This window comes from Pseudomonas sp. Irchel s3h14, from assembly GCF_900187425.1.
Classification (GTDB): Bacteria; Pseudomonadota; Gammaproteobacteria; order Pseudomonadales; family Pseudomonadaceae; genus Aquipseudomonas.
The window spans coordinates 23,488-47,172 of the sequence record NZ_FYDJ01000005.1 but is presented as its reverse complement, the minus strand read 5'-3'; the positions used below and the strand labels follow the sequence as shown (position 1 = coordinate 47,172).

23 protein-coding genes and 1 pseudogene are annotated in these 23,685 nt (G+C 60.7%); 9 read left to right on the top strand and 15 right to left on the bottom strand.

Going from position 1 to position 23,685, the window contains the following annotated elements:
- Window positions 1-17: 17 nt before the first annotated feature.
- Genes CKW16_RS11625 through CKW16_RS11615 form a run of 3 tightly spaced genes read left to right on the top strand, consistent with a single transcriptional unit; the run spans window position 18 to window position 3,428 of the window.
- Window positions 18-1,112 (top strand): alpha/beta fold hydrolase, encoded by a 1,095-nt coding sequence (locus CKW16_RS11625; RefSeq protein ID WP_095128554.1) that lies wholly within the window; start codon window positions 18-20, stop codon window positions 1,110-1,112.
- A 60-nt stretch (window positions 1,113-1,172) separates the two neighbouring features.
- Window positions 1,173-2,228: an alpha/beta hydrolase gene (locus CKW16_RS11620; protein WP_095128553.1), complete on the top strand. Its 1,056-nt coding sequence runs from the start codon at window positions 1,173-1,175 to the stop codon at window positions 2,226-2,228.
- A gap of 18 nt (window positions 2,229-2,246) precedes the next feature.
- Window positions 2,247-3,428, top strand: a complete 1,182-nt coding sequence (locus tag CKW16_RS11615; RefSeq protein ID WP_095128552.1) for a carboxymuconolactone decarboxylase family protein — start codon at window positions 2,247-2,249, stop codon at window positions 3,426-3,428.
- Window positions 3,429-3,464: 36 nt separating this feature from the next.
- Here the strand turns inward: CKW16_RS11615 and CKW16_RS11610 are convergent, their stop codons facing one another.
- The 13 genes and pseudogenes from CKW16_RS11610 to psrA all read right to left on the bottom strand — a co-directional run bounded on the left by CKW16_RS11610 (window position 3,465) and on the right by psrA (window position 16,649).
- Window positions 3,465-4,358, bottom strand: coding sequence for a LysR family transcriptional regulator (locus CKW16_RS11610; RefSeq protein WP_095128551.1), 894 nt, complete (start codon window positions 4,356-4,358; stop codon window positions 3,465-3,467).
- Between the two features lie 74 nt (window positions 4,359-4,432).
- Window positions 4,433-4,969 (bottom strand): AAA family ATPase, encoded by a 537-nt coding sequence (locus CKW16_RS11605; protein ID WP_095128550.1) that lies wholly within the window; start codon window positions 4,967-4,969, stop codon window positions 4,433-4,435.
- A 127-nt stretch (window positions 4,970-5,096) separates the two neighbouring features.
- A complete protein-coding gene (locus tag CKW16_RS11600; protein WP_095128549.1) occupies window positions 5,097-6,569 on the bottom strand; it encodes an aldehyde dehydrogenase family protein in 1,473 nt (490 codons plus the stop codon).
- On the bottom strand, window positions 6,562-7,389 hold the full coding sequence (locus CKW16_RS11595) for an ABC transporter permease (protein ID WP_095128548.1): 828 nt from the start codon (window positions 7,387-7,389) through the stop codon (window positions 6,562-6,564). Before CKW16_RS11595 ends, CKW16_RS11600 begins: the two co-directional genes overlap by 8 nt.
- A gap of 1 nt (window position 7,390) precedes the next feature.
- Window positions 7,391-8,308 carry an ABC transporter permease gene (locus tag CKW16_RS11590; protein ID WP_095128547.1) on the bottom strand — a complete coding sequence of 306 codons (918 nt, stop codon included), beginning with the start codon at window positions 8,306-8,308 and terminating at the stop codon, window positions 7,391-7,393.
- Between the two features lie 31 nt (window positions 8,309-8,339).
- Window positions 8,340-9,482 (bottom strand): PotD/PotF family extracellular solute-binding protein, encoded by a 1,143-nt coding sequence (locus CKW16_RS11585; RefSeq protein ID WP_095128546.1) that lies wholly within the window; start codon window positions 9,480-9,482, stop codon window positions 8,340-8,342.
- Between the two features lie 39 nt (window positions 9,483-9,521).
- Complete coding sequence (locus tag CKW16_RS11580; RefSeq protein ID WP_371918019.1) at window positions 9,522-10,649, bottom strand: ABC transporter ATP-binding protein; 1,128 nt, start codon at window positions 10,647-10,649, stop codon at window positions 9,522-9,524.
- Window positions 10,650-10,754: 105 nt separating this feature from the next.
- Entirely contained in the window at window positions 10,755-11,564 is an 810-nt protein-coding gene (locus tag CKW16_RS11575; protein WP_095128545.1) for a response regulator transcription factor, read from the bottom strand.
- A gap of 579 nt (window positions 11,565-12,143) precedes the next feature.
- A pseudogene (locus tag CKW16_RS32550) lies at window positions 12,144-12,242 on the bottom strand (hypothetical protein); the annotation flags it as partial.
- A gap of 53 nt (window positions 12,243-12,295) precedes the next feature.
- Window positions 12,296-13,123 carry a phosphonoacetaldehyde hydrolase gene (phnX, locus tag CKW16_RS11565; RefSeq protein WP_095128543.1) on the bottom strand — a complete coding sequence of 276 codons (828 nt, stop codon included), beginning with the start codon at window positions 13,121-13,123 and terminating at the stop codon, window positions 12,296-12,298.
- 86 nt (window positions 13,124-13,209) lie between these two features.
- Complete coding sequence (locus tag CKW16_RS11560; RefSeq protein WP_056744707.1) at window positions 13,210-14,082, bottom strand: LysR substrate-binding domain-containing protein; 873 nt, start codon at window positions 14,080-14,082, stop codon at window positions 13,210-13,212.
- Between the two features lie 53 nt (window positions 14,083-14,135).
- On the bottom strand, window positions 14,136-15,431 hold the full coding sequence (locus CKW16_RS11555) for an MFS transporter (protein WP_095128542.1): 1,296 nt from the start codon (window positions 15,429-15,431) through the stop codon (window positions 14,136-14,138).
- Between the two features lie 126 nt (window positions 15,432-15,557).
- On the bottom strand, window positions 15,558-16,649 hold the full coding sequence (psrA, locus tag CKW16_RS11550) for an iron-containing alcohol dehydrogenase PsrA (protein WP_095128541.1): 1,092 nt from the start codon (window positions 16,647-16,649) through the stop codon (window positions 15,558-15,560).
- Between the two features lie 259 nt (window positions 16,650-16,908).
- On the opposite strand from psrA, the gene CKW16_RS11545 reads away from it, so the two are divergent.
- The 6 genes from CKW16_RS11545 to CKW16_RS11520 are packed head-to-tail and all read left to right on the top strand — an operon-like array spanning window position 16,909 to window position 22,153.
- On the top strand, window positions 16,909-18,081 hold the full coding sequence (locus CKW16_RS11545) for an acyl-CoA dehydrogenase family protein (protein WP_095128540.1): 1,173 nt from the start codon (window positions 16,909-16,911) through the stop codon (window positions 18,079-18,081).
- Window positions 18,078-19,271 carry an acyl-CoA dehydrogenase family protein gene (locus tag CKW16_RS11540; protein WP_095128539.1) on the top strand — a complete coding sequence of 398 codons (1,194 nt, stop codon included), beginning with the start codon at window positions 18,078-18,080 and terminating at the stop codon, window positions 19,269-19,271. Before CKW16_RS11545 ends, CKW16_RS11540 begins: the two co-directional genes overlap by 4 nt.
- A gap of 14 nt (window positions 19,272-19,285) precedes the next feature.
- Window positions 19,286-20,068, top strand: coding sequence for an SDR family oxidoreductase (locus tag CKW16_RS11535; protein WP_095128538.1), 783 nt, complete (start codon window positions 19,286-19,288; stop codon window positions 20,066-20,068).
- A 2-nt stretch (window positions 20,069-20,070) separates the two neighbouring features.
- The gene (locus tag CKW16_RS11530) at window positions 20,071-20,529 is read left to right on the top strand and encodes a MaoC family dehydratase (protein ID WP_095128537.1); all 459 of its coding nucleotides are present in this window, start codon (window positions 20,071-20,073) and stop codon (window positions 20,527-20,529) included.
- 31 nt (window positions 20,530-20,560) lie between these two features.
- Entirely contained in the window at window positions 20,561-21,763 is a 1,203-nt protein-coding gene (locus CKW16_RS11525) for an acetyl-CoA C-acyltransferase (protein ID WP_095128536.1), read from the top strand.
- Window positions 21,764-22,153, top strand: a complete 390-nt coding sequence (locus CKW16_RS11520; protein WP_095128535.1) for a steroid Delta-isomerase — start codon at window positions 21,764-21,766, stop codon at window positions 22,151-22,153.
- Window positions 22,154-22,314: 161 nt separating this feature from the next.
- On the opposite strand, the gene CKW16_RS11515 is transcribed toward CKW16_RS11520, so the two are convergent.
- Window positions 22,315-22,812 (bottom strand): SRPBCC family protein, encoded by a 498-nt coding sequence (locus CKW16_RS11515; RefSeq protein ID WP_095128534.1) that lies wholly within the window; start codon window positions 22,810-22,812, stop codon window positions 22,315-22,317.
- A gap of 17 nt (window positions 22,813-22,829) precedes the next feature.
- Window positions 22,830-23,603 (bottom strand): SDR family oxidoreductase, encoded by a 774-nt coding sequence (locus CKW16_RS11510; RefSeq protein WP_095128533.1) that lies wholly within the window; start codon window positions 23,601-23,603, stop codon window positions 22,830-22,832.
- Window positions 23,604-23,685 lie beyond the last annotated feature (82 nt).

The window sequence follows — 23,685 nt, the reverse complement described above, 5'->3', positions numbered from 1 at the left end:
CAAGCCGAGAGCAATCCATGACCCAGCACATCATCCGCAAGTGCATGCCCGCCGTAGCGAAGGCGGGCACTCTTTGTTTTGCTCTGTGCACCGCTGCGGTCGTGGAGGCGGGCGATCGCAGTCCGCTGATCATCGATAAACAGGGAAGCCTGATGGCCGGCGGCGGAATGATGACCCAACCGGGTGTCTTTGATCCGTACACACCGATGAAGCCTGATGGCCAAACCTATCATGGCGATCACGTGTATGCGTTCTACCAGATTCCGGTCGACGCTCGCCCGCTCCCGATTGTCATGTTGCATGGTGCAGGGCAGTCCGCGAAGTCCTGGGAGACGACGGCGGATGGTCGAGAAGGGTTCCAGAACATCTTCCTGCGTCGCGGCTTTTCCACCTACCTGATCGACCAGCCGCGCCGTGGCGATGCGGGACGCAGTCTGGTTGAAACCACAATCAAACCAGTGGCGGACGAGCAACTGTGGTTTAACCAGTTCCGCATTGGTGTGTGGCCAAACAGCTTCGAGGGCAGTCAGTTTCCACGTGAGCAGGAGGCGCTGGAGCAATTCTTCCGCTCGATGACGCCCAATACCGGTCCTTATGACATTGATGTGGTTTCCGATGGCGTGTCTGCGCTGCTGGAAAAGACTGGCCCGGCCATTCTGTTTACCCACTCGCAAGGTGGCGGGCCCGGTTGGCTGACAGCGATCAAGAGCCGTAATGTGCGGGCCATTGTGGCGTTCGAGCCGGGCAGCAGCTTCGTGTTTCCCGAAGGTGAAGCCCCGGTGCCGATCCCCAGTGCATTCGACACACTCTCGGCGCAGGTCGTATCCAAGGCGCAGTTCGAAGCGCTGACCCGCATCCCCATCGTCATCTTCTATGGCGACAACATCCCCGAAAAACCGGTGCGTCTGCCCGCGCAAGACAGCTGGCGCGCCCGGCTTGAGATGGCGCGCCTGTGGCGAGACGCCGTGAACCGGTATGGCGGTGATGTAAGGCTGATCCATTTGCCTGAGATCGGGATCAAGGGCAATTCCCACTTTCCCTTCTCGGACCTCAACAATGTCGAGATCGCGGATCTGGTTTCGAAGTTTCTCGCAGAGAAAGACCTGGATTGAAAACGAGCCCGGCGATGGCCGCCGAGCTCCTCAGAAGTCGCAATAGGCAGGATTATTCATATGACGCGAACCACGATAAAGGCCACCGTTCTGGCCGCAATAATCGGTATATCGGCAGCCGAAGTTGAGGCCGCGGACTACAAGCAGAACCCCTTCACATTGACCTACGGTGGCGCACTGACGAAGAACGAGCCGGGCAAGGTCAACCTCCATCCGGTCACCTACAAGCTCAATGGACTGGACATTTCCGCCAACGTTTACACCCCGGCGAACTATGACTCGGCGAAGAAATATCCGGTTGTCGTGGTGGCGCATCCCAATGGCGGGGTGAAGGAGCAGGTTGCAGGCCTGTATGCCCAGCGCCTGGCAGATCAGGGCTACATTACGATCACTGCGGATGCGGCGTATCAGGGCGCCAGCGGCGGTCAGCCGCGTAACGTCGATAAACCCGCGTATCGCATCGAGGACATCCACGGCATGGCGGATTTCATCGCCCGCTACCCCGGCGTCGACAGTACGCGTTTGGGCTTGCTCGGCATCTGCGGCGGTGGCGGCTATTCATTGAAGGCGGCGCAAACCGACAAGCGATTCCAGTCGATCGCAACCTTGAGCATGTTCAACTCAGGGCTGGTTCGCCGTAATGGCTACCGGGATTCGCAACTGTCCACGGTCCAGGAGCGCTTGCAGCAAGCTTCCGCTGCCCGCGCCCAAGAAGCGGCCGGCGAGGAAATTCTCTACACCGGGGATGCCAGGCTGACGGACGAGCAGATCGCCAAATTGCCGTTTGATCTGTATCGGCAGGGTTTTGAGTATTACGGCAAAACCCATGCTCACCCTAACTCGACCTTCAGATACACCTTGAGCAGTTTGCTGGACTTGATGAGCTTCGATGCAACGGACCAGATCGAACTGATCGACAAGCCATTGCTGATGATTGCGGGCAGCAAGGCCGACAGCCTGTACATGTCTGAGCAAGCCTTTTCCAAGGCCTCCAGTACGAAAGACAAGTCATTGGTCAAGATCGATGGCGCGACCCATATTGAAACTTACTGGGTGCCTGCCTATGTGGACGTCGCAATGGACCAGCTGACCGCGTTTTACGCCAGAACGCTCTAAATTCAAGGAGCCGTCATCATGAACAAAACCCTATTGGGGATCGCGATGTGCGCCGCGACGCCCTTCGCCAGCGCCGCCGGACAAGCAGACAATGTCAGTGAGTCCCAGGCTGCCCAGCAGATCCGACGTGCCGGTACACAGGCTTCGACGGCGGGGCCGGCGGATTATTTCTCCGGGCGGGTGCGCGTCGATCCCTTGTTTCCCGCCACTGGCGAAATCAATGCATCCGGCGCCTACGTTACCTTCGAGCCGGGCGCGCGTTCGGCCTGGCATACCCATCCAGCAGGCCAGCGATTGGTGGTGATCGCAGGTGTGGGCCTGGCTCAGGAATGGGGCAAGCCCGTGCAGGAAATCCGTCCGGGAGACGTGATCGTCTGCCCACCGGGCGTCAAGCACTGGCACGGTGCCGCACCGACAAGCGCCATGACTCACCTGGCTGTGACCGGCGTGGTGGATGGCAAAAGTGTGCAATGGCTGGAGAAAGTCACCGATTACCCAAACAACGCACAAAGTTCGGCGACGTCGCAAGCAACGTCTGCCGAACATGCCGTTTCCGAGGTGCTGTCAGCCAAGCAGCAGGCTATCCCGTTGATTGCAGCCTCCATGGCCACAAGCAACATGCCCATGCTCAATGCTGCCTTGAACAAGGGGCTGGATGCGGGGCTGACCGTCAGCGAGGCGAAGGAAATACTGGTGCAGCTCTACGCTTACACCGGCTTCCCTCGCAGTCTCAACGCACTCGGCGAGCTGATGAAAGTGGTGGACGCACGCAAACAACGCGGCATTCAGGATGATCCGGGGCGCGAGCCCGGTCGTGTCATTCCAACCGGCGCTGAATTGCTGGTCGTGGGCAAGGCCAATCAGACCCGCATTTCCGGTGCACCCGTCCAGGGCCCGCTGTTCGACTTTGCACCTGTCATCAATCAATATTTGCAGGCGCATTTGTTCGGCGACATCTTCGAGCGAGACAACCTCGATTGGCAAAGTCGTGAACTGGCTACGGTTGCAGCGCTGGCCGCCACGCCCGGTGTGGAGCCGCAACTGCGTTCGCACATGGCCGCCAGCATGAGGGTAGGTCTGAGCGCTGCGCAATTGCGTCAACTCGCTCAGGTACTGGCCGACCAAGGTGACGCTGATGCGGCCAAGCGTGCCGGCGAGGCGCTGGACAAACATCTGGCTGAAACGGCCGGGCGGCCGTGAGTCAGGGATCGGCCACCGGTCAAGCGCGCAGGCCTGTCAGCTGGAATAGCGCAGGGCTTCACGCAGCAACGTAAAGGCGGGTGAACTCTGGCGTCGGCTTGGATAGTAGAGGTGGTATCCCGAGAATGGCTCGCACCAATCCGCGAGTACGCGAATCAACCGACCCTGTGCAACATGCTCCTGCACCAGGTCTTCTGGCATATAAGCCAGCCCCAACCCCTGGAGGGCGGCCTCCAGGCGCATGGCAATGTTGTTGAACACCAATTGGCCTTCCACGCGTACTTTCAATTCTTGCCCGTTCTTCTCGAACTCCCAGAGGAAGAGGCCACCATAAGTCGGCATGCGCAGTGTGATGCAGTTGTGCTGCATGAGATCGCTCGGGATTTTTGGCTTCGGATACCGAGCGAAATACTCTGGGGAGCTGACCACTGCCATGCGCATGTCGGGGCCGATACGCATCGCGATCATGTCCTTGGCGACCTGCTCACCCAACCGGACGCCGGCGTCGAAGCCTTCAGCCACGATGTCGGTCAGGCCGTAATCGACGATGATCTCGATCTTGAGATCGGGATTGTCGGGCAGCAGCTTTGCGAGCACGGGATGCAGGATCGTGATCGCAGAATGCTCGCCTGCCGTGATACGCAGTTTGCCTGAAGGCTTGTCACGGAATTCGCTGAGCAATGCCAGCTCGTTGTCGATCTCTTCGAATCTGGGGGCGATCACTCGCAGCAGATGCTCGCCCGCTTCCGTGGGGGATACGCTGCGAGTGGTGCGAGCAAGTAACCTGACGCCCAGTCGTTCCTCCAACTGACGCATGGCCCGGCTCAAGGCCGGCTGTGACATGCCCAGTTTGGCTGCCGCGCGGGTGAAACTGCGCTCCTGTGCCACGGCCGAAAAGATCGCGAGTTGGTCGTAGCTGTCAGCGGTCATTGATACGCCCCTGTTATGAACCGTTCGCGATTATGCCATCCAGCATCATCAATCGCTCGGATCTCACCCTCCCTCTATTCAAGGCAGATTCCAGGCGTTGCGGGCAAGCTATCGAGAAATGCAGCAATCTGCCGGGTACCGCGCAAGTGCACCGTGGAAATTTGCGGGCCTAGGGCCAGGCGCACCGCCTCGATACCCGGGCGATAGCCACGATCGAAATTCCACACGAAGCTCAGGAAGGTCAGGAACGCCCGGTCGAGCTTCTCTGTACAGCCTGCTGCAAGGTCAGGGCGAGGGCGGTTCATTACGCTGCGCATGATCACCCGGGTGAAACAGGTGAGCCGCGGCGTATCGAGCCAGATGATCAGGTCGGTAAGGGGCAGGCGAAGGTCGAAGGTTCGCCGCGCATAGTTGCCTTCACAAATCCAGGCATCCGGTGCGACCGCTTCGCGGACCCGTGCGCGGAACTGCTCAGCATCGGGTTCGACCCAACCAGGCTCCCAGAACAGCGTGTCCAGGTGCACCACGGGCAGACTCAGTCGCTTGCCGAGGGCACGGGCGAGGGTGGACTTGCCGCTACCGGCATTGCCCAGAATTACAATCCGTTGCATGGGGACTTCCTGTCGCGAAAAAAGCCGACAATTGTGCAGGTTCTGGAGGGCCAGTTAAAGGCCCAAGCAGATCACCCGATACAACGGCGAAGCCTGGGGCAGGTATTTGAACTGAAGCACCGACCGGTTATTTCAGATACCAGCCCCATGGTTGGTCGCTGACGTATTCGGTCACTTGCTTCACCTCCAGATAGTTGTGCAGCCCCCATTGGCCGAGTTCCCGACCAATACCGCTGTGTTTCATGCCGCCCCACGGTGCCTCGACGAAGGTCGGTTGCGAGCAGTTGACCCAGATAATCCCGGCGCGCAGTTGGTTGGCGACGCGGGCGGTACGTTGCAAATCAGCACTCATCACGGCGGCGGCGAGGCCGAAGCGGCTGGCGTTGGCCATTTGCAAGGCTTGCTCTTCGGTCTTGAAGCGCTTGATGCACAGCACCGGGCCGAACACCTCTTCGCGCCAGAGGATGCTGCTGTGTCCGGGCTCGTCGAAGATGGCCGGTTCGATGAAATAACCCTCTGGCAGATACGCCGGTTGCCGACCTCCGGTGAGCAGGCGTGCGCCGCTGGCCAGTCCCTGATCGATAAAGCCGAGGACCTTGTCGTGTTGACCCCGGCTGACCAAAGGGCCCAACAACACGCCGGGTTCCAGCCCTGGGCCGATGGTGATCTTGCGGGTTTCCTCAACCAGTCGCTCGATCAACCGCGAGGCGATGTTTTCCTGTACCAGCAAGCGTGAAGTGGCGCTGCACACCTGACCCTGGTTCCAGAAAATCCCGAACAGAATCCACTCCACCGCCGCTTCGACATCGGCGTCGTCGAACACAATCAACGCAGATTTTCCGCCCAGCTCCAGGCTGATGTTCTTGATGTCGCGAGCGGCCGCCGACATGATTTTTGCCCCGGTGGGCACGCTGCCGGTGAAGGCCAGTTTGTCCACGCCAGGGTGTTCGGTGAGCGGGCCGCCGGCGTCGGCTCCAAGACCGGTCACGACGTTCAGGACCCCGGCCGGCAGACCGATGCGGTCGGCGGCCGCGGCCAGTTCCAGTGCCGTCAGTGGTGTCAGTTCGGACGGTTTCAACACCAGCGTGGCACCGGCGGCCAAGGCGGGCGCGACCTTCCACGCGGCCATCAGCAGCGGGTAGTTCCAGGGGATGATCTGCCCGGCAACGCCGATCGGCTCATGACGGATGCGGCAGCGAAAACGCTCGTCCGGCAGCGCCAGCGGTTGATCCTGCTGCTGATCCAGTTCGCGGGCCAATCCGGCGTAGTAACGAAAGCAACCGATTGCATCGCCAACGTCCCACTGCGCTTCGGGCAACGGTTTGCCGTTGTCGCGCACTTCCAGTTCAGCCAACGCCTGTTGACCACTGTCCAGTTCATCAGCCAACGCTTCCAGCCACTGCGCGCGCTCGGCGCCAGTGGTTTGGCTCCAGCCGTTATCGAACGCTCGCCTGGCGGCGCGCACCGCATGATCGACGTCTTCTTCGGTGCCCGCGGCGACCCGATGGAAAGCCTGTCCGGTGGCCGGGTCGATGACGTCCAGGTAACCGCCCAGATCCGGGCTGACCCACTCGCCGTTGATGTAAAGCTGATCACGCATGGTGAGACTCCTGGACGCCGGTGCGGCGGTTTTGCAGGTGACGGGAAGTGAACAGCAGCGCCAGCGACGCGCAGATGATGACGGTCGAAACCGCGTTGATCTCCGGGGTCACGCCGCGGCGGATGGATGAAAAGATGTAGATCGGCAAGGTTGTTTCGGAGCCGGCGACGAAGAACGCGATGATGAAATCGTCGAAGCTGAAGGTGAACGCCAGCAGAAACCCGGCCATGATCGCCGGACTGATCTGCGGCAGGGTGACCCGCCAGAACGTTTGCATTGGCGGTGCGTAAAGGTCGGCCGAGGCTTCCAGCAAGGCCTTGTCCAGTGAATCGACGCGGCTGCGCACGATCACCATGACCAACGCCATGGTGAACAGCGAGTGCGCGGCGATCACGGTAAAGAAGCCCATGTTCAACCGTGGCACGCTCGGTATCCAGCTCGCCAGCAACGGGTTGATCAGGTCGAACAGGCTAATGAACGCAATCAGCGTCGAGATGCCGATGACGATCCCGGGCACGATGATTGCGCAATAGGTCAGCGCATCGAACAGCAACCGCACTTTGGCGCCGGCACGTTGCAAACCGAACACCGCGAGCGTGCCGAACAGCGTGGCAATCACCGCTGAAGTGAAGGCAATGAACGCACTATGGCCCAGCGCCTCCATGATGAACGGGTTGCCAAACGCGCGACCAAACCATTGCACCGAGCAGCATTCGAACGCCAGGCCACTGCGCCCGGCGTTGAAGCTGAACAGCACGATCAGCGCGATTGGTGCGTAGAGAAACAGGTACAGCGAAGTCGAATAGCTGCGCAGCCACATGTCACAACCCTCCGTCGGCAGGGCGGCCGCCATAGCGCGCCACCAGTTTCAAATACACGCCGATGATCAGCAGCATCATTGCCACCAGGGTCATCGCCAGCGCGCTGCCGAAGGGCCAGTTGCGCGATTGCAGAAACAGGTCGACCAGTGCGTTGCCGACGAAGAACACTTTGCCGCCACCGAGAATGGCCGGGATCAGGAACTCGCCCATCAACAGGATGAACACCAGCATCACCCCGGTGATGATTCCGGGCGCGGAGAGTGGCAGGGTGATCCGCCGGAAACTTTCGAAAGCGCTGGCACCCAGGTCCGCCGAGGCTTCGAGCAGACGCTTGTCGAGTTTTTCCAGGCTGACGTAAATCGGAAACACCATCAGCGGCAAGTAGCCGTAAACAATGCCGATCAGCACTGCCCACGGCGTATTGATCAGCCGCACGTCTTCAAGGCCAAGGCTGGCGAGCAAGGCCGGAATGCCCTTGCCGCTGAGGATGAAAATCCAGGCGTAAGTGCGGATCAGGAAACTGGTCCAGAACGGCACAATCACCAGCGTCAGTAGCAGCGAGCGATTCTTGCTGACCTTGACCGCCAGAAAATACGCCAGCGGGTAAGCCGCCACCAGGCACACCAGCGTGCCCAGCGGCGCCAACATCAGCGTGTTGCTGAACGCCGCGCCACGGGAACCGAGGTTCAGGTAGTTGGCCAGCGTGAAGCCACCGGCGTAACCGCCCACGGCACTGCGCTCGCCGAAACTGAAGACCAGGATGATCACCAGCGGCATCAACAACAGCAGCAGGAACCACAAGGTCGAGGGCAAGAGCATCAGCAGGGTGATCCGCCGGCCGAGGCTGCGCCGTTGGCGAACCTCGACCGACAGGGCATTGCCCGGCTGCACCGTTTGCGGATGGGTGGTGGCGTTCATGGGGGACTCCTCATTGGCCATGGCCAGGCGATCAGGCGGACTTGAAGCGAGCCATCAGTTCGGCGCGCGCCGGGCTGGTGAGCGTCGCCGCGGCACCGAACTCCAGAGGACTGAGCGCTTCGGCGGCCGGGTACATGATCGGATCGTCGAGCATGGCGGTGGGGAGCAACGCATCGACGCGTTTGTCGCCGCTCGGGTAGCCGTGGCTCAACACTTCGAGCTTGTTGTGCTGCGGATCGAGCAGGTAGTTGATGAAGGCGTAGGCCGCGTCCTTGTGCTCCGAGCTTTTGGGAATGGCATAGAAGTCACTCCACAATTCGCCACCTTCCTTGCCCAGTTCGAACTGCATCTGCGCGTTGTCGCGGTGCAACTGAGAGGCATCGCCGGTCCAGGACATGGCCAGCCAGGCATCGCCGCTGCGCATTGACGGCTGGATGTCGGAGTTGATGGCGAACAGGTGCGGCTTGACCTCGATCAGCAGTTTTTCGGCATCGGCCAGCTCTTTCGGGTCCAGGGAATTGAAGCTATAGCCGAAGCTTTTCAGCGCGTTGCCGATGGCGGTCAGTTGGTAGTCGTGAACCATCGTCCGACCGCTGGCGGGGCCTTGAGCTGCTGCCCAGAATTCTTTCCAGCTGGCGGGGCCGTTCTTCAGTTTGCCGGCGTCGTAGAGCATGCCGGTAGTGCCCCAGTTTTTCGGCACCGCATACACCTTGCCGTCCACCGTTCCCTGGGCCATGAACTTTTGCTGGAAAGCCGACGCCTCAAAGTTGGGAATGCGCGACAGGTCCAATGGTTCGATCAGGCCCAGGCCAACGTAAGTGCTAATGGTGTAGTTGGTCGGCACCAGTACGTCCCAGCCACTGCCACCGGCCTGCAATTTGGCAAGCATCTCTTCGTTGGAACCGAACACGCTCATCGAAACGCGCGCACCGGTGGTTTTGGCGAAGGTGTCGAGGTTTTCCTGGCTGTGGTAATTCGGCCAGGTCGCCAGCGACAGGCGATCGCCCAGCTTGGCCTGCTCGGCGGCCTCGGCGGTGGAGGTCAGCAGGCCGGGCATGTTGGTTGCGACCACCGCTGCGGCAATTCCCAGGCCTGTGCGGCCAAGGAATTCGCGGCGGCTGATCGAGCCGTTCTGCCAGCTACGCAAGGTTTTGATAAACGTCTTCTGGTCCATAGCACGCTCCACATTCGGTTGATGAAACGAATCGATGATTTACAACGCCATGGCCAGGCCATTGGCGTGATCCCAGCCGACGCTCACTGCAGCGCCGTGTTCGAATGCATTGGCGCCGTGGTCCTGCTGGCGCGGCACACGCACGCAAACCACGCCAAAGGCTTGGGTGCGCACGCGGTATTCGGTGGAGTTACCGAGGTAGATGCGGTCTTCCACGTGGCCTTGCAGTTTCACTTCGCGGGTCATGTCGGCGTTGGCGCTGGCGATGCTGATCAGCTCCGGGCGCACCGCGATGCAACCGGCGGCGTCTGCGCTTAAGGCGTTACCGGTGGGCGTCAGTGGGCTGGTCAGTTCCAGCCCTTGCTCGGTGCGCAGCACTACTGAATCGCCCTGCATTTGGCGAACCGTGCCGTTGAACAGATTGGATTCGCCGATAAAGTCGGCCACGTAACGGCTGGCCGGCGCTTCATACAGTTGTTCCGGGGTGGCGGTCTGGATGATCGAACCGTTGCGCATCACGCTGATGCTGTCACTCATCGACAAGGCTTCTTCCTGATCGTGGGTGACCAGCACAAAGGTGATGCCGACTTCGCGTTGCAGGCGCAGCAATTCGGATTGCATTTCCTTGCGCAGCTTGCGGTCCAGCGCCGCCAGCGGCTCGTCCAGCAGCAACACGGTCGGCTTGTTGACCAGCGCCCGGGCCAGGGCCACACGCTGCTGTTGGCCGCCGGAAAGTTCACTCGGCTTGCGTTGGCCGAAGCCGCTCAGGCGCACCATTTCCAACGCTTCATCAGCCATGCGCAGTTGGGTTTTTTTGTCGGGTCGCGGGGTGCGATAACGCAGCCCATAGGCGATGTTCTGCGCCACTGTCAGGTGCGGGAAGAGGGCGTAATGCTGGAACACCATGTTCACAGGCCGCTCAAACGCAGGCACTCCGGCAACGTTCTTGCCCGACAGGCGCACTTCGCCGCTACTGGGCTGTTCGAAGCCGGCGATCATGCGCAGGGTGGTGGTTTTGCCGCAGCCGGAACCGCCGAGGAAGGAATGGAATGAGCCGCGGCGCACCGCGAAGTTCAGGCCATTGACGGCTGACACCTCGCCATAGCGTTTGACCACGTTGCAGAATTCGATATCGCTTGGCGAAGTGTCGTTCACGCTGTTGTTCACGAGGCGGGCTCCCTTGCAGTGATGAATCAGTGCGTCGGGGGCCAAACTAGCAATCGGGGTTTTGCGCTGTATATATCCCTTGGGGGATAGAGTCGGTTTCAGGTGTCAGGCTTCGACGACCAGTTCCTGGCCGGTAAGGTCGCGGATAAACAGCCCGAGCAATTCGGACTGGCTGCCGATGCCGAGCTTGGCGTAGATGTTCTTGCGGTGAATCTTCACCGTGCCAGGACTGATGCTCAGTTGTTCGGCGACCGAGGCGCTGGAGTGACCGCGTAGCAGCAACTGCACAATCTCCTGTTCGCGGTGGGTGAGGATGTGTGCGCCGAACTGATCGAAGGCTTCGCGGATCTTGAAGTCCAGGTCCTGCGCCGGGCGCGGTTGCTGGGCTTGACGCAAACGCCAGGCTTCATTGATGACCTGTTCAACCACGGCCTGCGCGCACTCGATCAACTGCATCTCGTCACGACCAAAAGCACAGCTGGCGGTGGATCGCATCAACGACAGAACGGCCATGGCGCCGCCACCGAGATCGACGAAAAACGCCACTTCTTCAGCCAGCCCGGTTTGCTGGTAATACGTCAGGTAATACTCGCCGAGGTAGAAGTGGTCGGGGGCGAACTGGCGCAAACGCCACAGTCCAGGCGCTTGCCCGCGAGTGCATGCCAGGTAGAACGGATCAAGTAGATAGGGCCCGCACTGATAGTCATCGACATACACCGCACGTTTGTCGGCTGCGAAGGTGTCGAACAGCGCCAACGGCCGATGATTGCCTTCGTAGACGAACAGAACGAAGTGATCGACCGGGCATACTTGCCGCAACCAGTGACTTAAGCCTGCTAGGCGCGCATGCCCGGGAGGAAGGTCCAGTAAATGGGCAACACCGGTGGTCCAGAGTTTCAGTTCCTTGGGGCGCATGGCGGCTTCAAGCAGGATTGGGTTGCGTTTAGATGCACAATTTACGCCATGGCTGTTTTTGGCCTTGCAGGGCGGGGCGCGTGATGTCGAGTCGTTGAAAAGACGCACCGTAACAGCGCCGGATGTTACCGAGTGCTACAGCGAGGCGGTCGACTTGTGTTTTGTGTTTTGTGTACATATCCGTTTCTGTGGTCACGGCGGCTTAGGGTTCCGCCCTTACGGCGGGTCACTTTGGAAAAGAACCCCAAAGTAACCAAAGGGTTCTTGCCCCTTTCGTTCGGTGCCTCGCCTAGGCTCGGCATGCCCTCTCTCCGGTCCTGCTCCGTGGGCCCGCCGCCATCGGCCATCCATGGCCGGGGGCGGCTAACCCGGCATCCATGCCGGGTTGCCCACTGCGCAGAACCTCCACTCGGCCTCTCGATGGGGCGGTGCATCAAGATCAAAAGCTGCAGGCGAGCTAACGCTCGGCCTGTTGAGTGGTGAGGAGCGAAAGTTGTACGCTGATTAGGCCATCGCGAGCAAGCTCGCGATGACTATTGAAAGGGCGACGCAGAAACATCTGCATCGCCCACGCTTTTTAGAAGAAGCGCCCCAGGCAACAGCAGCCGCGAGGGCAGCGTCCAGGGCCTTTTCGATGTCTTCGGCCGTGGAGCGCCGGAATTCGGCAATCGGTTGGCCTCCGTTGTGGCCGTCCGTGGACGGCCACTGTCAGCTTCAGCCGCCGTATGGCGTCAGGAACCCTGAGGAGTTTCACCGCGCGCCAGGCGGGCATTGATGTCTTCGATGACTGCCGGCAACTCGACGATGGTGTCGATCAGATAGTGCGGGCGAGAGCCTTCGAACATCTTGATGATGCGGGCACGTTCTTCGGTCAGCTTGTCGGAGGACAACGCCTTGTACTGATCGTAGGTCAAGCCCAGTGCGTTGCCGGAGCAGGTCAATGCGACTGTCCACATACCTGCGCTACGGCCTTCGAGAATGCCCGGCCAGGTGTCGTCGACCTTCACGCAAGCCGCGACGTCACTGATCCCCAAGGCGATAACGTTGGCCAAGGCCTGAGCAGGGTGCGGGCGACCATTGGGCACTTCGTCGGTCGCTACCACATGGTCGGCGACGTAGCCGTTCTGTCGCGCCAGCTCCACTACTTTTGCCATGACCACGGCCGGATAACCGGAACACGAACCGATTTTCAGGCCCTTGTCGCGCAAGGCACCGATGGCATCCAGTGCTCCGGGAATCACGGCGGAATGCAACGCGATCTTTTCGATTTGCAGCGGCATGAAGCGCTCATAAAGTGCCGTGACATCATCATCGGTCGGCAGACGATCAAAGACCGCACGGTAGCGTTCGGCGATCTGTGGCTGGTTGCATAACGTGCGGATGTGGTCCCACTTGCCCATGCCCATGGGGCCACGTGCTTCCTCCAGCGAAACGGCTACGCCAAACTCGCCGAATGCTTCGACGAAAATTTGGGTTGGGGCGAAGGAACCGAAATCAACGACGGTGCCCGCCCAGTCCAGAACAACGGCTTGCAGATGAGTGGGTTGTTTGTAGTGCATGACGAATCTCCATTTTTGGGTATGGGTAGGCCGTCCCTCTCGTCACCGGGAGGTAAGCCTATTGATTGTTGAAACGCGTTACGAAATCAGGTTGTCGGTATCGGACTGGAGTCGAACAACTCCGCGATCATTGGCCGGTTCCTTCGAATACCCAGGCAGCACAGGTGGTAATCGATCGAAAACGGATGATTGACGAAGGTGATCGGCTTGGTGCCCGGCGTTTCGGCGTACTCGACGGCCGAAACGAAACCGATGCCGATGCCCTTGGCGATGGCATGGACAATGGCTTCACGACTGTTCAACTGCATGACGCAGTTCAGGGCGACGTCCAGTCGCTTGCAGCTCTCTTCCACCAGTTGGCGTGTGCGAGAGCTTTTTTCGCGAAGGACCCACTTCTCGCTGCTGATCTGCTCGACATGCACCTCTTTCTGACTGGCCCAGGGATGGTCGTCGCGGACGACGGCAATAATCGGATAGCGTCGATAAAGCTGAGTATCAAAGCGCTGGTCGAATTCGGAGAGCGCAAGAATCGCCACATCGATGTCGAAGTTGAAGAGACGATCCAGTGTTTCTTTTTCAGGAGAGAACGACGTTTCCAGCTCGATGTCCGGATGCCGCTGCATCAATTCGTAAGTCAGGTTCATCGCAATGGGAGGAGAGACCGCCCCCAAGCGCAGCATGCCTGTCTTGCGCTGCTTGAAACTTTGCAGAAGTTGCACGGCTTCATCCTCTTGGCCGAATAGCCCCTGGGTGATCGCATAGAGCTTGTGTCCCGCCGAACTCATTTCGATAAAACGGCCTCGACGATGAAAGAGTTCCACGGAGAACTTCTTCTCCAGCGCGTTGACCTGTTCACTTACAGTCGGCTGACCAACGCTCAGGTACTCGGCGGCGAGGGTGAAACTGCCGGTCTTCGCCACCGCATGAAAGGAACGTAACCACTTGTGGTACTGGTACATAGAAGGTCCTGTTCCTGAGTCGTTGCCTGTCTACAAGCATCCATGCTGTGTAATCAGCGTCTGATGAACAACGCGACCACCGCACTGCACAGGCATGCAGCGGTGACTACGATGAAGATCAATGAAGTATTGCCGGTACTGTCGAGCATACTGCCGATCAGCGGTTCCGCCAGGCCGGCGAACAGATAGGACGAGAAGTTCATGACACCGGTTGCCGTGCCAGCTCGCTTTGCGCCGACCAGGTCCGGGCAGAGCGCCCAGAAACTCGATGCCGGGCCGTAAACGAAGAAACCGCAGAGGAACAGCGCCACCAGGCCGATTGCGCTATGAGGCGGAATACTCCACATCCACAGGCTGGTCGCTGCACCGAGGAACATGTAGAGCATGATCGCCAGGTAGCGTTTGGAGCCGAACAGCTTGTCCGAAACCCAGCCATTACTGAGGGCGCCGATGGCCATGCCCACCGGCAGGGCAACCGTAATCCATTTCGGATCGACCATGCTGTCGCCGCTTTTCCAGTTGGCACCCAGAAAGTGCACCGGTACCCAGACGATCAGGCCATAGCGGGCCGCGTTCTGGAACCCCAGCGACACAGCGGCAATGATCAAGCGGAAGTTTTTCAGTACCGCCTTGTAGCGTTGCGCGGACGTTTCGACTTCACCGTGTGCCACTTCGTGGTCTTTGTCATTGGCGTTGGCCACACCGGTGTCAGCAAGTGGTTCAAAGCCAAGATCCTGCGGACGTTCACGGACAACCAGGTAGAAGATGATGCCGCCGGCCAGCATCAGCAGCACGGGCAAACGGAAGATCCAGCGCCATTCCAACTGGAAGACTTCGAGCACGACGATCGAGGTCACGTAGGACAGGACGGAGGCACAACCCGCGGCAAACACATATAAGCCATACACCTTGCCACGCTCGCCGGCACTCCACCAATTGGAGAGAAGTCGGCTACCCGGAGCCCAACCCAAGGCTTGGAAGTAACCGTTGATACCCCAAGGCAGGATCAAACTAGCCAATCCGCCGGCGAAGCTGGTTACCCAGTTGGCGCCACAGGACAGTACCGCGCCAAGGGTCATGATGCGTCGGCCGCCGAATTTGTCGGCGAGGTTGCCGTTGATGGCCTGGCCAATGGCATAGGCCCAGAGCATGACGGCCGATGCCCAGCCAAGATCTGCCTTGGTAAAACCAAACTCGGCCTGAATGCCCGGAATGGCAAAACCAAACGTCTGCCGACCGGTGTAGAAAAACAGATAACAGAACATGGCCGCCAGTAGCATGCGCCACTGTGCGACTCGGAACGATGAAGTAGATGTTGCGAGACCCGGCATGGTTTGGGCACGATTCATGATCTTTTCCTTATTATTGTTCGGTCCCCCCGAATGGCGTAGGAGGGTGCACTCTTTTGTGGGTGCGGCAGGAAATCGTCGCGGCTCGTCACGCCGCTGACAGTGCTTGGTTGGGGTTGGCAGGCGCTAGGCCGCCTGTGAGCCGATGAAGTTTTTGCCTCTGGCGCCCTGCATCGCGAAATGGATCATTTCCTCGGCTTCCGATGGCGTTACACCGTAGTCGGCAAACTCCGTCTTGACTCCCAGGCTATGCAGGAACTCGCGCAATTGGTCTTGAGCGCCCTGCAGGTCGTTGCCGAATATTCGCTGAAGGGTTCGGTCGCGCGCTTCGTCGTGGCCCCAGGCGAGGCCCAACACCAGCGGCAGAGTGAAGGAGCAGGCGATACCATGCGGCAGGCCGTAGCGCAGGGTCATTTCGTAAGAGATCGAATGGGCCAGTGCAGTTTTGGTATTGGAGAATGCCAACCCTGCCTTGAGTGCAGCCAATGCCATGCGCGAACGTAGCTCCCTGCTGGACAAGTCATGACGCAGCAGCGGCAGGCATTCCAGGATGTCCTCGATGGCGGAGATGGCGAAGGTGTCCGAGATCGGGTTGGCATTGATGTTCCAGATCGACTCCAGCGCATGAGACAGGGCATCCAGGCCCGTTGAAACAGTGACCCCCGCCGGAACCGTCAGCATTAACTGCGGATCGACAATGGCCACTTTCGGCCAGGTGCTGTCCAGGTGCAGAGAGTATTTCTTGTGGCTGGCCGAGTCCCAGATGGTGGCCCAAGGGGTAACTTCACTGCCGGTACCCGCCGTGGTCGGGGCCGCAATCAGTAACTTGCTACGCGCCGGGACGAAGGGTTTACCCGTTGCCAGCAACGCGAGCAATTCATCAAAACGCCCCGACTCGGTGCCCACGATCAACGCCTTGGCGGTGTCGATGGCACTGCCCCCGCCCACAGCGATGACTGCGTGGCATTCGCCGGCCTCCTGCCAAAAGCGTTCATACGTGTCGCGCAGTTGAGCCACGTCCGGATTGGGCTGGACATCCTCGATGACGTACACCAATCGGTCGCCCAGCAGGTCCTCAATACGATCGACCAATCCCAGCCCGCGAGCTTCGGGAAAAGTGACAAGTGCGACCTTTTGGTTTTCGGTGATAGAGGCAAGCTCGAGAAGGCTGCCCCAGCCGAAACGTGTATCAACTGGATTGTGGAATCGGGCAGTCATGGCGGGTCCTTTGTTTTTGTTGTTGGAGGTGGCCCCATACTCGGGGGACGCCGGCGCCAGCTCAAATCGATAATTCGCAGGCTTCTATCGGCTGAACCGATACCGAGGTCAGAGTGAAGGCTTGCTCGTAACCGGCTCGGCATCGCCCATTCGGACTAGGCAGGGCTGACGTTTCTGTCGTGTGCCGCTGACACCAAACTCGAAGGCCAGAGGGGTGTCGCTTCATGCGTGCCCCGCCTAACGAGCAGAAGGCGCCGCGATGGAGTTTGCATTCAGCGACGAACAGGAAATGATCCGCGCATCGGCCGAGGGCTTTCTCGCCGATGTCTCGGATTCTGCCGCCGTGCGAGCGGCGATGGTCAGCGAGCGAGGTTTTGACGAGGCGCTGTGGCAGCGCCTCTGCCGCGAAATGTACTGGCCGGCGATTCATATTCCCGAAGCGTACGGCGGCCTGGGACTGGGCTTTGTCGAGCTGTCGATTTTGCTGGAACAGATGGGTCGGCGCTTGCTGTGTTCACCGTTCTTCGCCACCGCCTGCATGGCCACGCCAGCGCTGTTGCTGGCCGCCAATGAACAACAAAAACAACGCTGGCTGCCGTTGATCGCCGACGGCAGTCTCACCGCTACGTTGGCCTTCAGCAGCGCCAACGGCTGGGCGGCCAAGGATGTTCAGGCCACGGTGGTGACCGAGGGCGAGGGTTTTGTGCTGGATGGAACCCTCAATCATGTGCTCGACGGGCACAGCGCTGAGCTCTTGATCATCGCCGCACGGGTTCCCGGATCGAGCGGCGAGGCGGGCATCAGCCTGTTCGCCGTGGACGCGGACCGGGCAGGGATCGAGCGTCAAATGTTGCCGACCATGGACCAGACCCGGCGTCAGGCGCGGGTTCAGCTCAAGGGGCTGTACCTCAGCGCTGACTGCCTGCTCGGTGAGTTCGGCGCGGGCTGGCCGCACCTGGAGCGGATGCTGCAACTGGCTTGCATCGGCCTGGCTGCCGAACAGACCGGTGGCGCGCAGCAGGTGCTCGACCTGAGCGTTGCCTATATGCAGGAACGCCAGCAGTTCGGTCGACCCATCGCCAGTTTCCAGGCGCTCAAACACCGCGCCGCCGACATGATGCTGCAGGTCGAATGCGCACGTTCGGCCAGTTATTACGCGGCTTGCGTGGCCCAGGAAGTCCTCGATCCTGAAGGCGACCCGCAGGTGGCCGCCGAGCTGCCGCTGGCGGCGGCGCTGGCCAAGGCGCAGTGCTCCGAAACCTATTTCCACTGCGCGTCCGAGTCGATCCAGTTGCACGGCGGCGTTGGTTTCACCTGGGAATACGACCCGCACCTCTACTTCAAACGCGCCCGCGCCAGCGAAAGCTTTCTCGGTGCACCTGCCCGGCATCGAGAGCGCATTGCCGTGGCGATTCTTGGGGAGCAGCCATGAAAATCAGTTTCAGCGAACAGGACGAATGCTTCCGTCAGGAAGTGGCCGACTGGTTGAGCGCTAACCTGTGCGGTGAATTCGAGCCCCTGCGTTTTCGCGGCGGCCCGGGTGACGAACACATGTTTCCCGAGGAGCGCAAAGCCTGGGAACGCAAACTCGCCGAGGGCGGCTGGACGTGTGTGGGCTGGGCGCCGGAGCACGGTGGGCGTGGTCTGTCGATCAGCCAGCAAGTGATTTTCCACGAAGAGTATGCCCGCGCTGGCGGCCCGGGACGCATGGGGCATATCGGCGAAGGGCTGGCCGGACCGACCATTGCCGCGTTCGGCACTGCCGAGCAGCAACAGCGCTTTTTGCCAGGCATCGTCAACGGCACGTCCTTCTGGTGCCAGGGTTATTCAGAGCCGGGGGCCGGGTCCGACCTGGCCAACGTCAAGACCCGCGCGGTGCTTGATGAAGCCCGCGGCACTTGGGTGATCAACGGACAAAAAGTCTGGACCTCCCTGGCCCATGAGTCGGACTATTGTTTTGTGATCGCCCGCACTGAACCGGGCAGCGTTGGCCATCGCGGCTTGTCCTTCTTGCTGGTGCCCATGGCCCAGACGAAGATTACCGTGCGGCCGATCGAGCAGCTCACAGGCACCTGCGAGTTCAACGAAGTGTTCTTCGATGATGCCTGCACCGACGCCGCCAATATCATCGGCGCGCCGGGTGAGGGCTGGAAGATCGCGATGGCGTTGCTCGGATTCGAGCGCGGGGTATCGACCCTCGGCCAGCAGATGCAATTTCACAATGAACTGAATGAAATCATCGCCATCGCCCGGATCAATGGCGCCGCGCGCGACCCGATCCTGCGCCAGCGCCTGGCCGAAGCCTGGAGCGGGCTGCGGATCATGCGCTACAACTCGCTACGCATGCTGTCCGGGGCGCAGGACGGTTCGCTGCGCAAGGAAGCGACCATCTACAAACTGTTCTGGTCCACCTGGCACGCCAGCCTCGGCAAGCTGGCGATGGACGTCCTCGGCGCCGAGGCCGAACTGCTTGAGGCCGCGCCTTACCAACTCACCCGTTTGCAATCGCTGTACCTGTTCAGTCGCGCCGACACTCTCTACGGCGGCAGCAACGAGATCCAGCGCAACATCATCGCCGAGCGCGCCCTGGGAATGCCCAAAGAACCGCGCCTGCGCACCTGACCAAGGAGTTTTCCATGTCTGTTCCTCACTATGTTGCGGGTCACGGTTTGCTGCGTGACAAGTCGGTGCTGATCACTGCGGCGGCGGGGGCCGGTATCGGTTTTTCCGCCGCGGTGCGTGCCGCCGAGGAGGGTTGCCGCGCCTTGATGATCAGCGATATCCATGAAGGCCGGCTGGCAGAAGCAGTGTCGAAAATCCGCGAAACGACCGGTCTGCAACAGGTCTTCGGTCAGGTCTGCAATGTCGCTGACGAAGCTCAGGTTCAACAGCTGATTGCCTGCGCCGAGCGCGATCTGCAGGGTGTCGATGTGCTGATCAACAACGCCGGTCTTGGTGGTTCACGGCTGCTGGTGGACATGACGGATGAGGAGTGGAACCGGGTCCTCGATGTGACGCTTACCGGCACCATGCGCATGACCCGTGCGATGTTGCCGAGGATGATCGAGCGGCGTGCCGGGGTCATCGTCAACAACGCTTCGGTGCTGGGCTGGCGGGCGCAGAAAGAGCAGTCGCACTACGCCGCGGCCAAGGCCGGGGTCATGGCGTTGACCCGTTGCGCCGCGGTCGAGGCCGCCGACTACGGAATCCGCATCAACGCGGTGAGCCCGAGCATTGCGTTGCACGATTTCCTGCGTAAGTCCGCCCCTCAGGCAGTGCTTGATCAACTCGCCGCCAACGAGGCGTTTGGTCGTGCCGCCGAGGTTTGGGAAGTGGCCAACGTGATGATGTTTCTGGCCAGCGACTACAGTTCTTACATGACCGGCGAAGTGTTGTCGGTTTCCAGTCAGAGGGCGTGAGCATGCCACGTATTTTCGACACGCCCCTTGCCTTGCACGATGCCGTGGGAGAGGTGCTGGGCGTCAGCGACTGGCTGGTTCTCGCGCAGGACCGCATCGACCGGTTCGCCGAGGCGACCGGTGATCACCAGTGGATTCACGTCGATCCGCTCAAGGCAGCCAGCGGTCCCTTCGGCGCCTGCATCGCCCATGGCTATCTAAGCTTGGCGTTGGTCAATCTGTTTTTACCGCAGATCGTCGAGGTACGCGGCATTGCCATGGGTGTCAATTATGGCTGCGAGCGGGTGCGCTTTCCCACGGTGGTGCGTGTTGGCTCGCGGGTGCGCGGCAGTGCGCAATTGATGGCGGTCGAGGAGGTCAAGGGCGGCGTTCAGGCGACCATTCGCGTCAGCGTCGAAATCGATGGCGAGGAACGTCCCGGCTGTGTGGTCGACACCATCAGCCGTTACTACCCCGCGTGAACCCTTTAGCAGAACATTCGAGGAATCCAGCATGAAAGAAGCCGTCATCGTTTCGACCGCACGTACCCCGATCGGCAAAGCCTTTCGCGGTGCATTCAATGACACTGACGCCCCGCAGCTCGGCGGCCATGTGGTGCGCGAAGCTGTGCGTCGCGCCGGCATCGAGCCGGGCGAAGTGGACGATGTGATCATCGGCGCGGCAGCGCAGCAGGGCACGCAGTCTTATAACCTGGGGCGTCTGTGCGCGATTGCCGGCGGCTTGCCGACCTCGGTCGCCGGGATGGCGGTCGAGCGCCAGTGTTCATCGGGGCTGATGAGCATTGCCATGGCCGCCAAAGGCATCATGTGCGACGAAATCGACATTGCCGTGGCCGGTGGCCTGGAGTCGATTTCGCTGGTGCAGAACAAGCACAAGAACCTGTACCGCAACCAGTCAGCCTCGGTGATTGAGCTGGATCTGCACGCTTATATCCCAATGATCGAAACCGGCGAGATCGTCTCCGCACGCTACGGGATTTCCCGCGAGGAACAGGACGAATACAGCTATCAGAGCCAGGTGCGTACCGCGCTGGCCCAGAGTAATGGATTGTTCGACCGTGAACTCGCGCCACTGACCAGCCGCAAGGCGATCGTCGACAAGGCCAGTGGCGAAACCCGCTACGAAACCGTCACCTTGCTTCGCGACGAGTGCAACCGCATCGACACCACCCGCGAAAGCCTGAGTGCGCTGGAACCGGTGTGGCCGGGCGGTCAATGGAGTGAAAAGGGCCGCTTCATCACGGCCGGCAACGCCTCGCAACTGTCCGACGGTGCTTCAGCCTCGGTGTTGATGAGTGCCAAATTGGCCGAGAAGCGTGGCCTGGAGCCGCTGGGGATTTATCGCGGGATGGCGGTCGCCGGCTGCAACTCCGACGAGATGGGCATCGGCCCGGTCTACGCCATCCCGAAACTGCTCAAGCGCCATGGCCTGACCGTGGATCACATTGGCCTCTGGGAGTTGAACGAGGCGTTCGCCTGTCAGGTGCTGTATTGCCGCGACACCCTGGGCATTCCCGCTGAACACATGAACGTCAATGGCGGCGCGATTTCGGTGGGCCATCCTTTCGGTATGTCCGGTGCGCGGATGGTCGGTCACGCGTTGGTCGAGGGGCAGCGCCGCGGATTGCGTTACGTGGTGGTGAGTATGTGCATCGGCGGCGGCATGGGTGCCGCCGCACTGTTCGAGGTGGTCTGAATGGTCAGTGCACAACAGGTTCAAGCGACTATGGCGCGTTATGTGGAATTGGTGGACGCCGGTGACATCGACGGGATCGTTGCGCTGTATGGTCAGGACGCGGTAGTCGAAGACCCAGTCGGCCAACCGCCGATTCGGGGCCTTGTCGCCATCGAACGCTTCTACCGTGAGGGGCTGGGGGCGAGCAAAGTCTCGGCGACCCTGACCGGCCCGGTTCGGGCGACGTTGAACGGTTGTGGGGCGATGCCGTTTCGGGTCGATATGCAATGGGCCGGGCAACCGTGTTCGCTTCATGTGATCGACGTGATGGAGTTCGATGCCGACGGCAAGATTCGCTCGATGAAAGCCTATTGGAGCGAGGCGAACCTAACCCCCCAAAGACACGCATAAAACCCTGTAGCAGCTGCCGAGCCTGCGAGGCTGCGTTCGGCTGCGAAGCAGTCGTAAATCCTGTGCACGCGGTTTACCTGGAAGACCGAGGTGCCTGATTTTACGACTGCTGCGTCCGAATGCGGCCCAAACCGAACGCAGCCTCGCAGGCTCGGCAGCTGCTACAGGGCGCGTTCCTGAGGTGTGGCGGCGAGCAAGTCGCGATTCTGCGTCCGCCCGGTTTCGTAGAAGGCCTTGAGGTTCTCGGCGATCTGGCGCACGACGTTGTTGAACGCCTTCGCCAGCAACCATTCCACCAGTCGGCCACCGCGCAGGCTGTAGTTCATTTGGGTGGTGATGCGCGTCGCGTCACCCTCTGCCTGCAAGGCATAACTGAAGCTGGCCTCGCGGAACGGGAAGGGCGCGCCGTCGCTGGCCTTGTGCAAAATCAGCACGAAACCGACACCTTCCTGCCATTGCACCACGCTCTCATCCAGCCACTGCCCCCCCTTGCGGAACACCCGGCGACTGGCGCCGAGCCCTTCGCGTGCACCGGGATGAAACTGGCAACCGGTCAGCCCCGGCACGTAATGCGGGGCGAGGCTCAGGTCGCGCAGTCTGGCCCACGCGGCTTGTGGGGTGAGGTCGAGCAAGACGCTGTGGCGGGCAATCGCGGGCATGTTGGAATTCCTGTTGTTCAATTGGATTGTGCCGCGTCGAGAAACGCGGGACGTTCGCCACCGCCGTGCACGGTGATGTCCGCGCCGCTGACATAACGTGCCAACGTTGATGCCAGATACAGACAGGTATCGCCGATGTCTTCCGGAGCCGCCAGGCGTTGCAGCGGGATGGTCGCCGCCACCCGGGCAATGCCCGCCTGATCGCCATAATGCATGGCCGCCTGCTCGGTGAGAATCAACCCGGCCGTCACAGCGTTGACCCGCACCTTGGGTGCCCATTCCACCGCCAGCGAACCGGTCAGGTTCAGCAGCCCGGCCTTGGCCGCACCATAAGCGGCAGTGCCGGGCGAGGGACGCGTCGCGCTGACGCTGCAAATATTGATGATTGCGCCACCGTCGGTTTGCGCCTGCATCACCTGATTGACCTGCTGACAGAGATTCAGCGGCGCCAACAGGTTGAGGCGGATGATCGCTTCGCTAAAACGCGGCGAGGCACTGGCCGCGTCGGCATTCGGTGAGCCTCCGGCATTGTTGACCAATACATCGAGGCGACCGAAACGCTCGACGATACTGTCGATCAACTGCCCGGACTGCTCGACATCCCGCAGGTCGCAGGGCAGAAACAGCGCCTCGCGCCCAGCACTGGCAGGCAGGGTGTCCGGTGCTTCGCGACCGCAGATCACCACGTCGGCACCACAGTCGAGAAAACGCTGACTGATGCCGCGACCGACGCCTTTGCCACCGCCGGTGACCAGTACCACTTTGCCGCGAAAGTCCATCGGATCAAGCATGGGATGCCTCGTTCTGTCGCTCGGGAATGCTGTCGATGCTAGGTGCGTGGCACCCGGCAGCCAACGTCCGAAAAGACTAGGG

Excerpts from the sequence above, each read along its gene's own strand:
- CKW16_RS11625 (WP_095128554.1), top strand. The coding sequence starts at position 18 with ATGACCCAGCACATCATCCGCAAGTGCATGCCCGCCGTAGCGAAGGCG.
- CKW16_RS11620 (WP_095128553.1), top strand. The coding sequence starts at position 1,173 with ATGACGCGAACCACGATAAAGGCCACCGTTCTGGCCGCAATAATCGGT.
- CKW16_RS11615 (WP_095128552.1), top strand. The coding sequence starts at position 2,247 with ATGAACAAAACCCTATTGGGGATCGCGATGTGCGCCGCGACGCCCTTC.
- CKW16_RS11610 (WP_095128551.1), bottom strand. The coding sequence starts at position 4,358 with ATGACCGCTGACAGCTACGACCAACTCGCGATCTTTTCGGCCGTGGCA.
- CKW16_RS11605 (WP_095128550.1), bottom strand. The coding sequence starts at position 4,969 with ATGCAACGGATTGTAATTCTGGGCAATGCCGGTAGCGGCAAGTCCACC.
- CKW16_RS11600 (WP_095128549.1), bottom strand. The coding sequence starts at position 6,569 with ATGCGTGATCAGCTTTACATCAACGGCGAGTGGGTCAGCCCGGATCTG.
- CKW16_RS11595 (WP_095128548.1), bottom strand. The coding sequence starts at position 7,389 with ATGTGGCTGCGCAGCTATTCGACTTCGCTGTACCTGTTTCTCTACGCA.
- CKW16_RS11590 (WP_095128547.1), bottom strand. The coding sequence starts at position 8,308 with ATGAACGCCACCACCCATCCGCAAACGGTGCAGCCGGGCAATGCCCTG.
- CKW16_RS11585 (WP_095128546.1), bottom strand. The coding sequence starts at position 9,482 with ATGGACCAGAAGACGTTTATCAAAACCTTGCGTAGCTGGCAGAACGGC.
- CKW16_RS11575 (WP_095128545.1), bottom strand. The coding sequence starts at position 11,564 with ATGCGCCCCAAGGAACTGAAACTCTGGACCACCGGTGTTGCCCATTTA.
- phnX (WP_095128543.1), bottom strand. The coding sequence starts at position 13,123 with ATGCACTACAAACAACCCACTCATCTGCAAGCCGTTGTTCTGGACTGG.
- CKW16_RS11560 (WP_056744707.1), bottom strand. The coding sequence starts at position 14,082 with ATGTACCAGTACCACAAGTGGTTACGTTCCTTTCATGCGGTGGCGAAG.
- CKW16_RS11555 (WP_095128542.1), bottom strand. The coding sequence starts at position 15,431 with ATGAATCGTGCCCAAACCATGCCGGGTCTCGCAACATCTACTTCATCG.
- psrA (WP_095128541.1), bottom strand. The coding sequence starts at position 16,649 with ATGACTGCCCGATTCCACAATCCAGTTGATACACGTTTCGGCTGGGGC.
- CKW16_RS11545 (WP_095128540.1), top strand. The coding sequence starts at position 16,909 with ATGGAGTTTGCATTCAGCGACGAACAGGAAATGATCCGCGCATCGGCC.
- CKW16_RS11540 (WP_095128539.1), top strand. The coding sequence starts at position 18,078 with ATGAAAATCAGTTTCAGCGAACAGGACGAATGCTTCCGTCAGGAAGTG.
- CKW16_RS11535 (WP_095128538.1), top strand. The coding sequence starts at position 19,286 with ATGTCTGTTCCTCACTATGTTGCGGGTCACGGTTTGCTGCGTGACAAG.
- CKW16_RS11530 (WP_095128537.1), top strand. The coding sequence starts at position 20,071 with ATGCCACGTATTTTCGACACGCCCCTTGCCTTGCACGATGCCGTGGGA.
- CKW16_RS11525 (WP_095128536.1), top strand. The coding sequence starts at position 20,561 with ATGAAAGAAGCCGTCATCGTTTCGACCGCACGTACCCCGATCGGCAAA.
- CKW16_RS11520 (WP_095128535.1), top strand. The coding sequence starts at position 21,764 with ATGGTCAGTGCACAACAGGTTCAAGCGACTATGGCGCGTTATGTGGAA.
- CKW16_RS11515 (WP_095128534.1), bottom strand. The coding sequence starts at position 22,812 with ATGCCCGCGATTGCCCGCCACAGCGTCTTGCTCGACCTCACCCCACAA.
- CKW16_RS11510 (WP_095128533.1), bottom strand. The coding sequence starts at position 23,603 with ATGCTTGATCCGATGGACTTTCGCGGCAAAGTGGTACTGGTCACCGGC.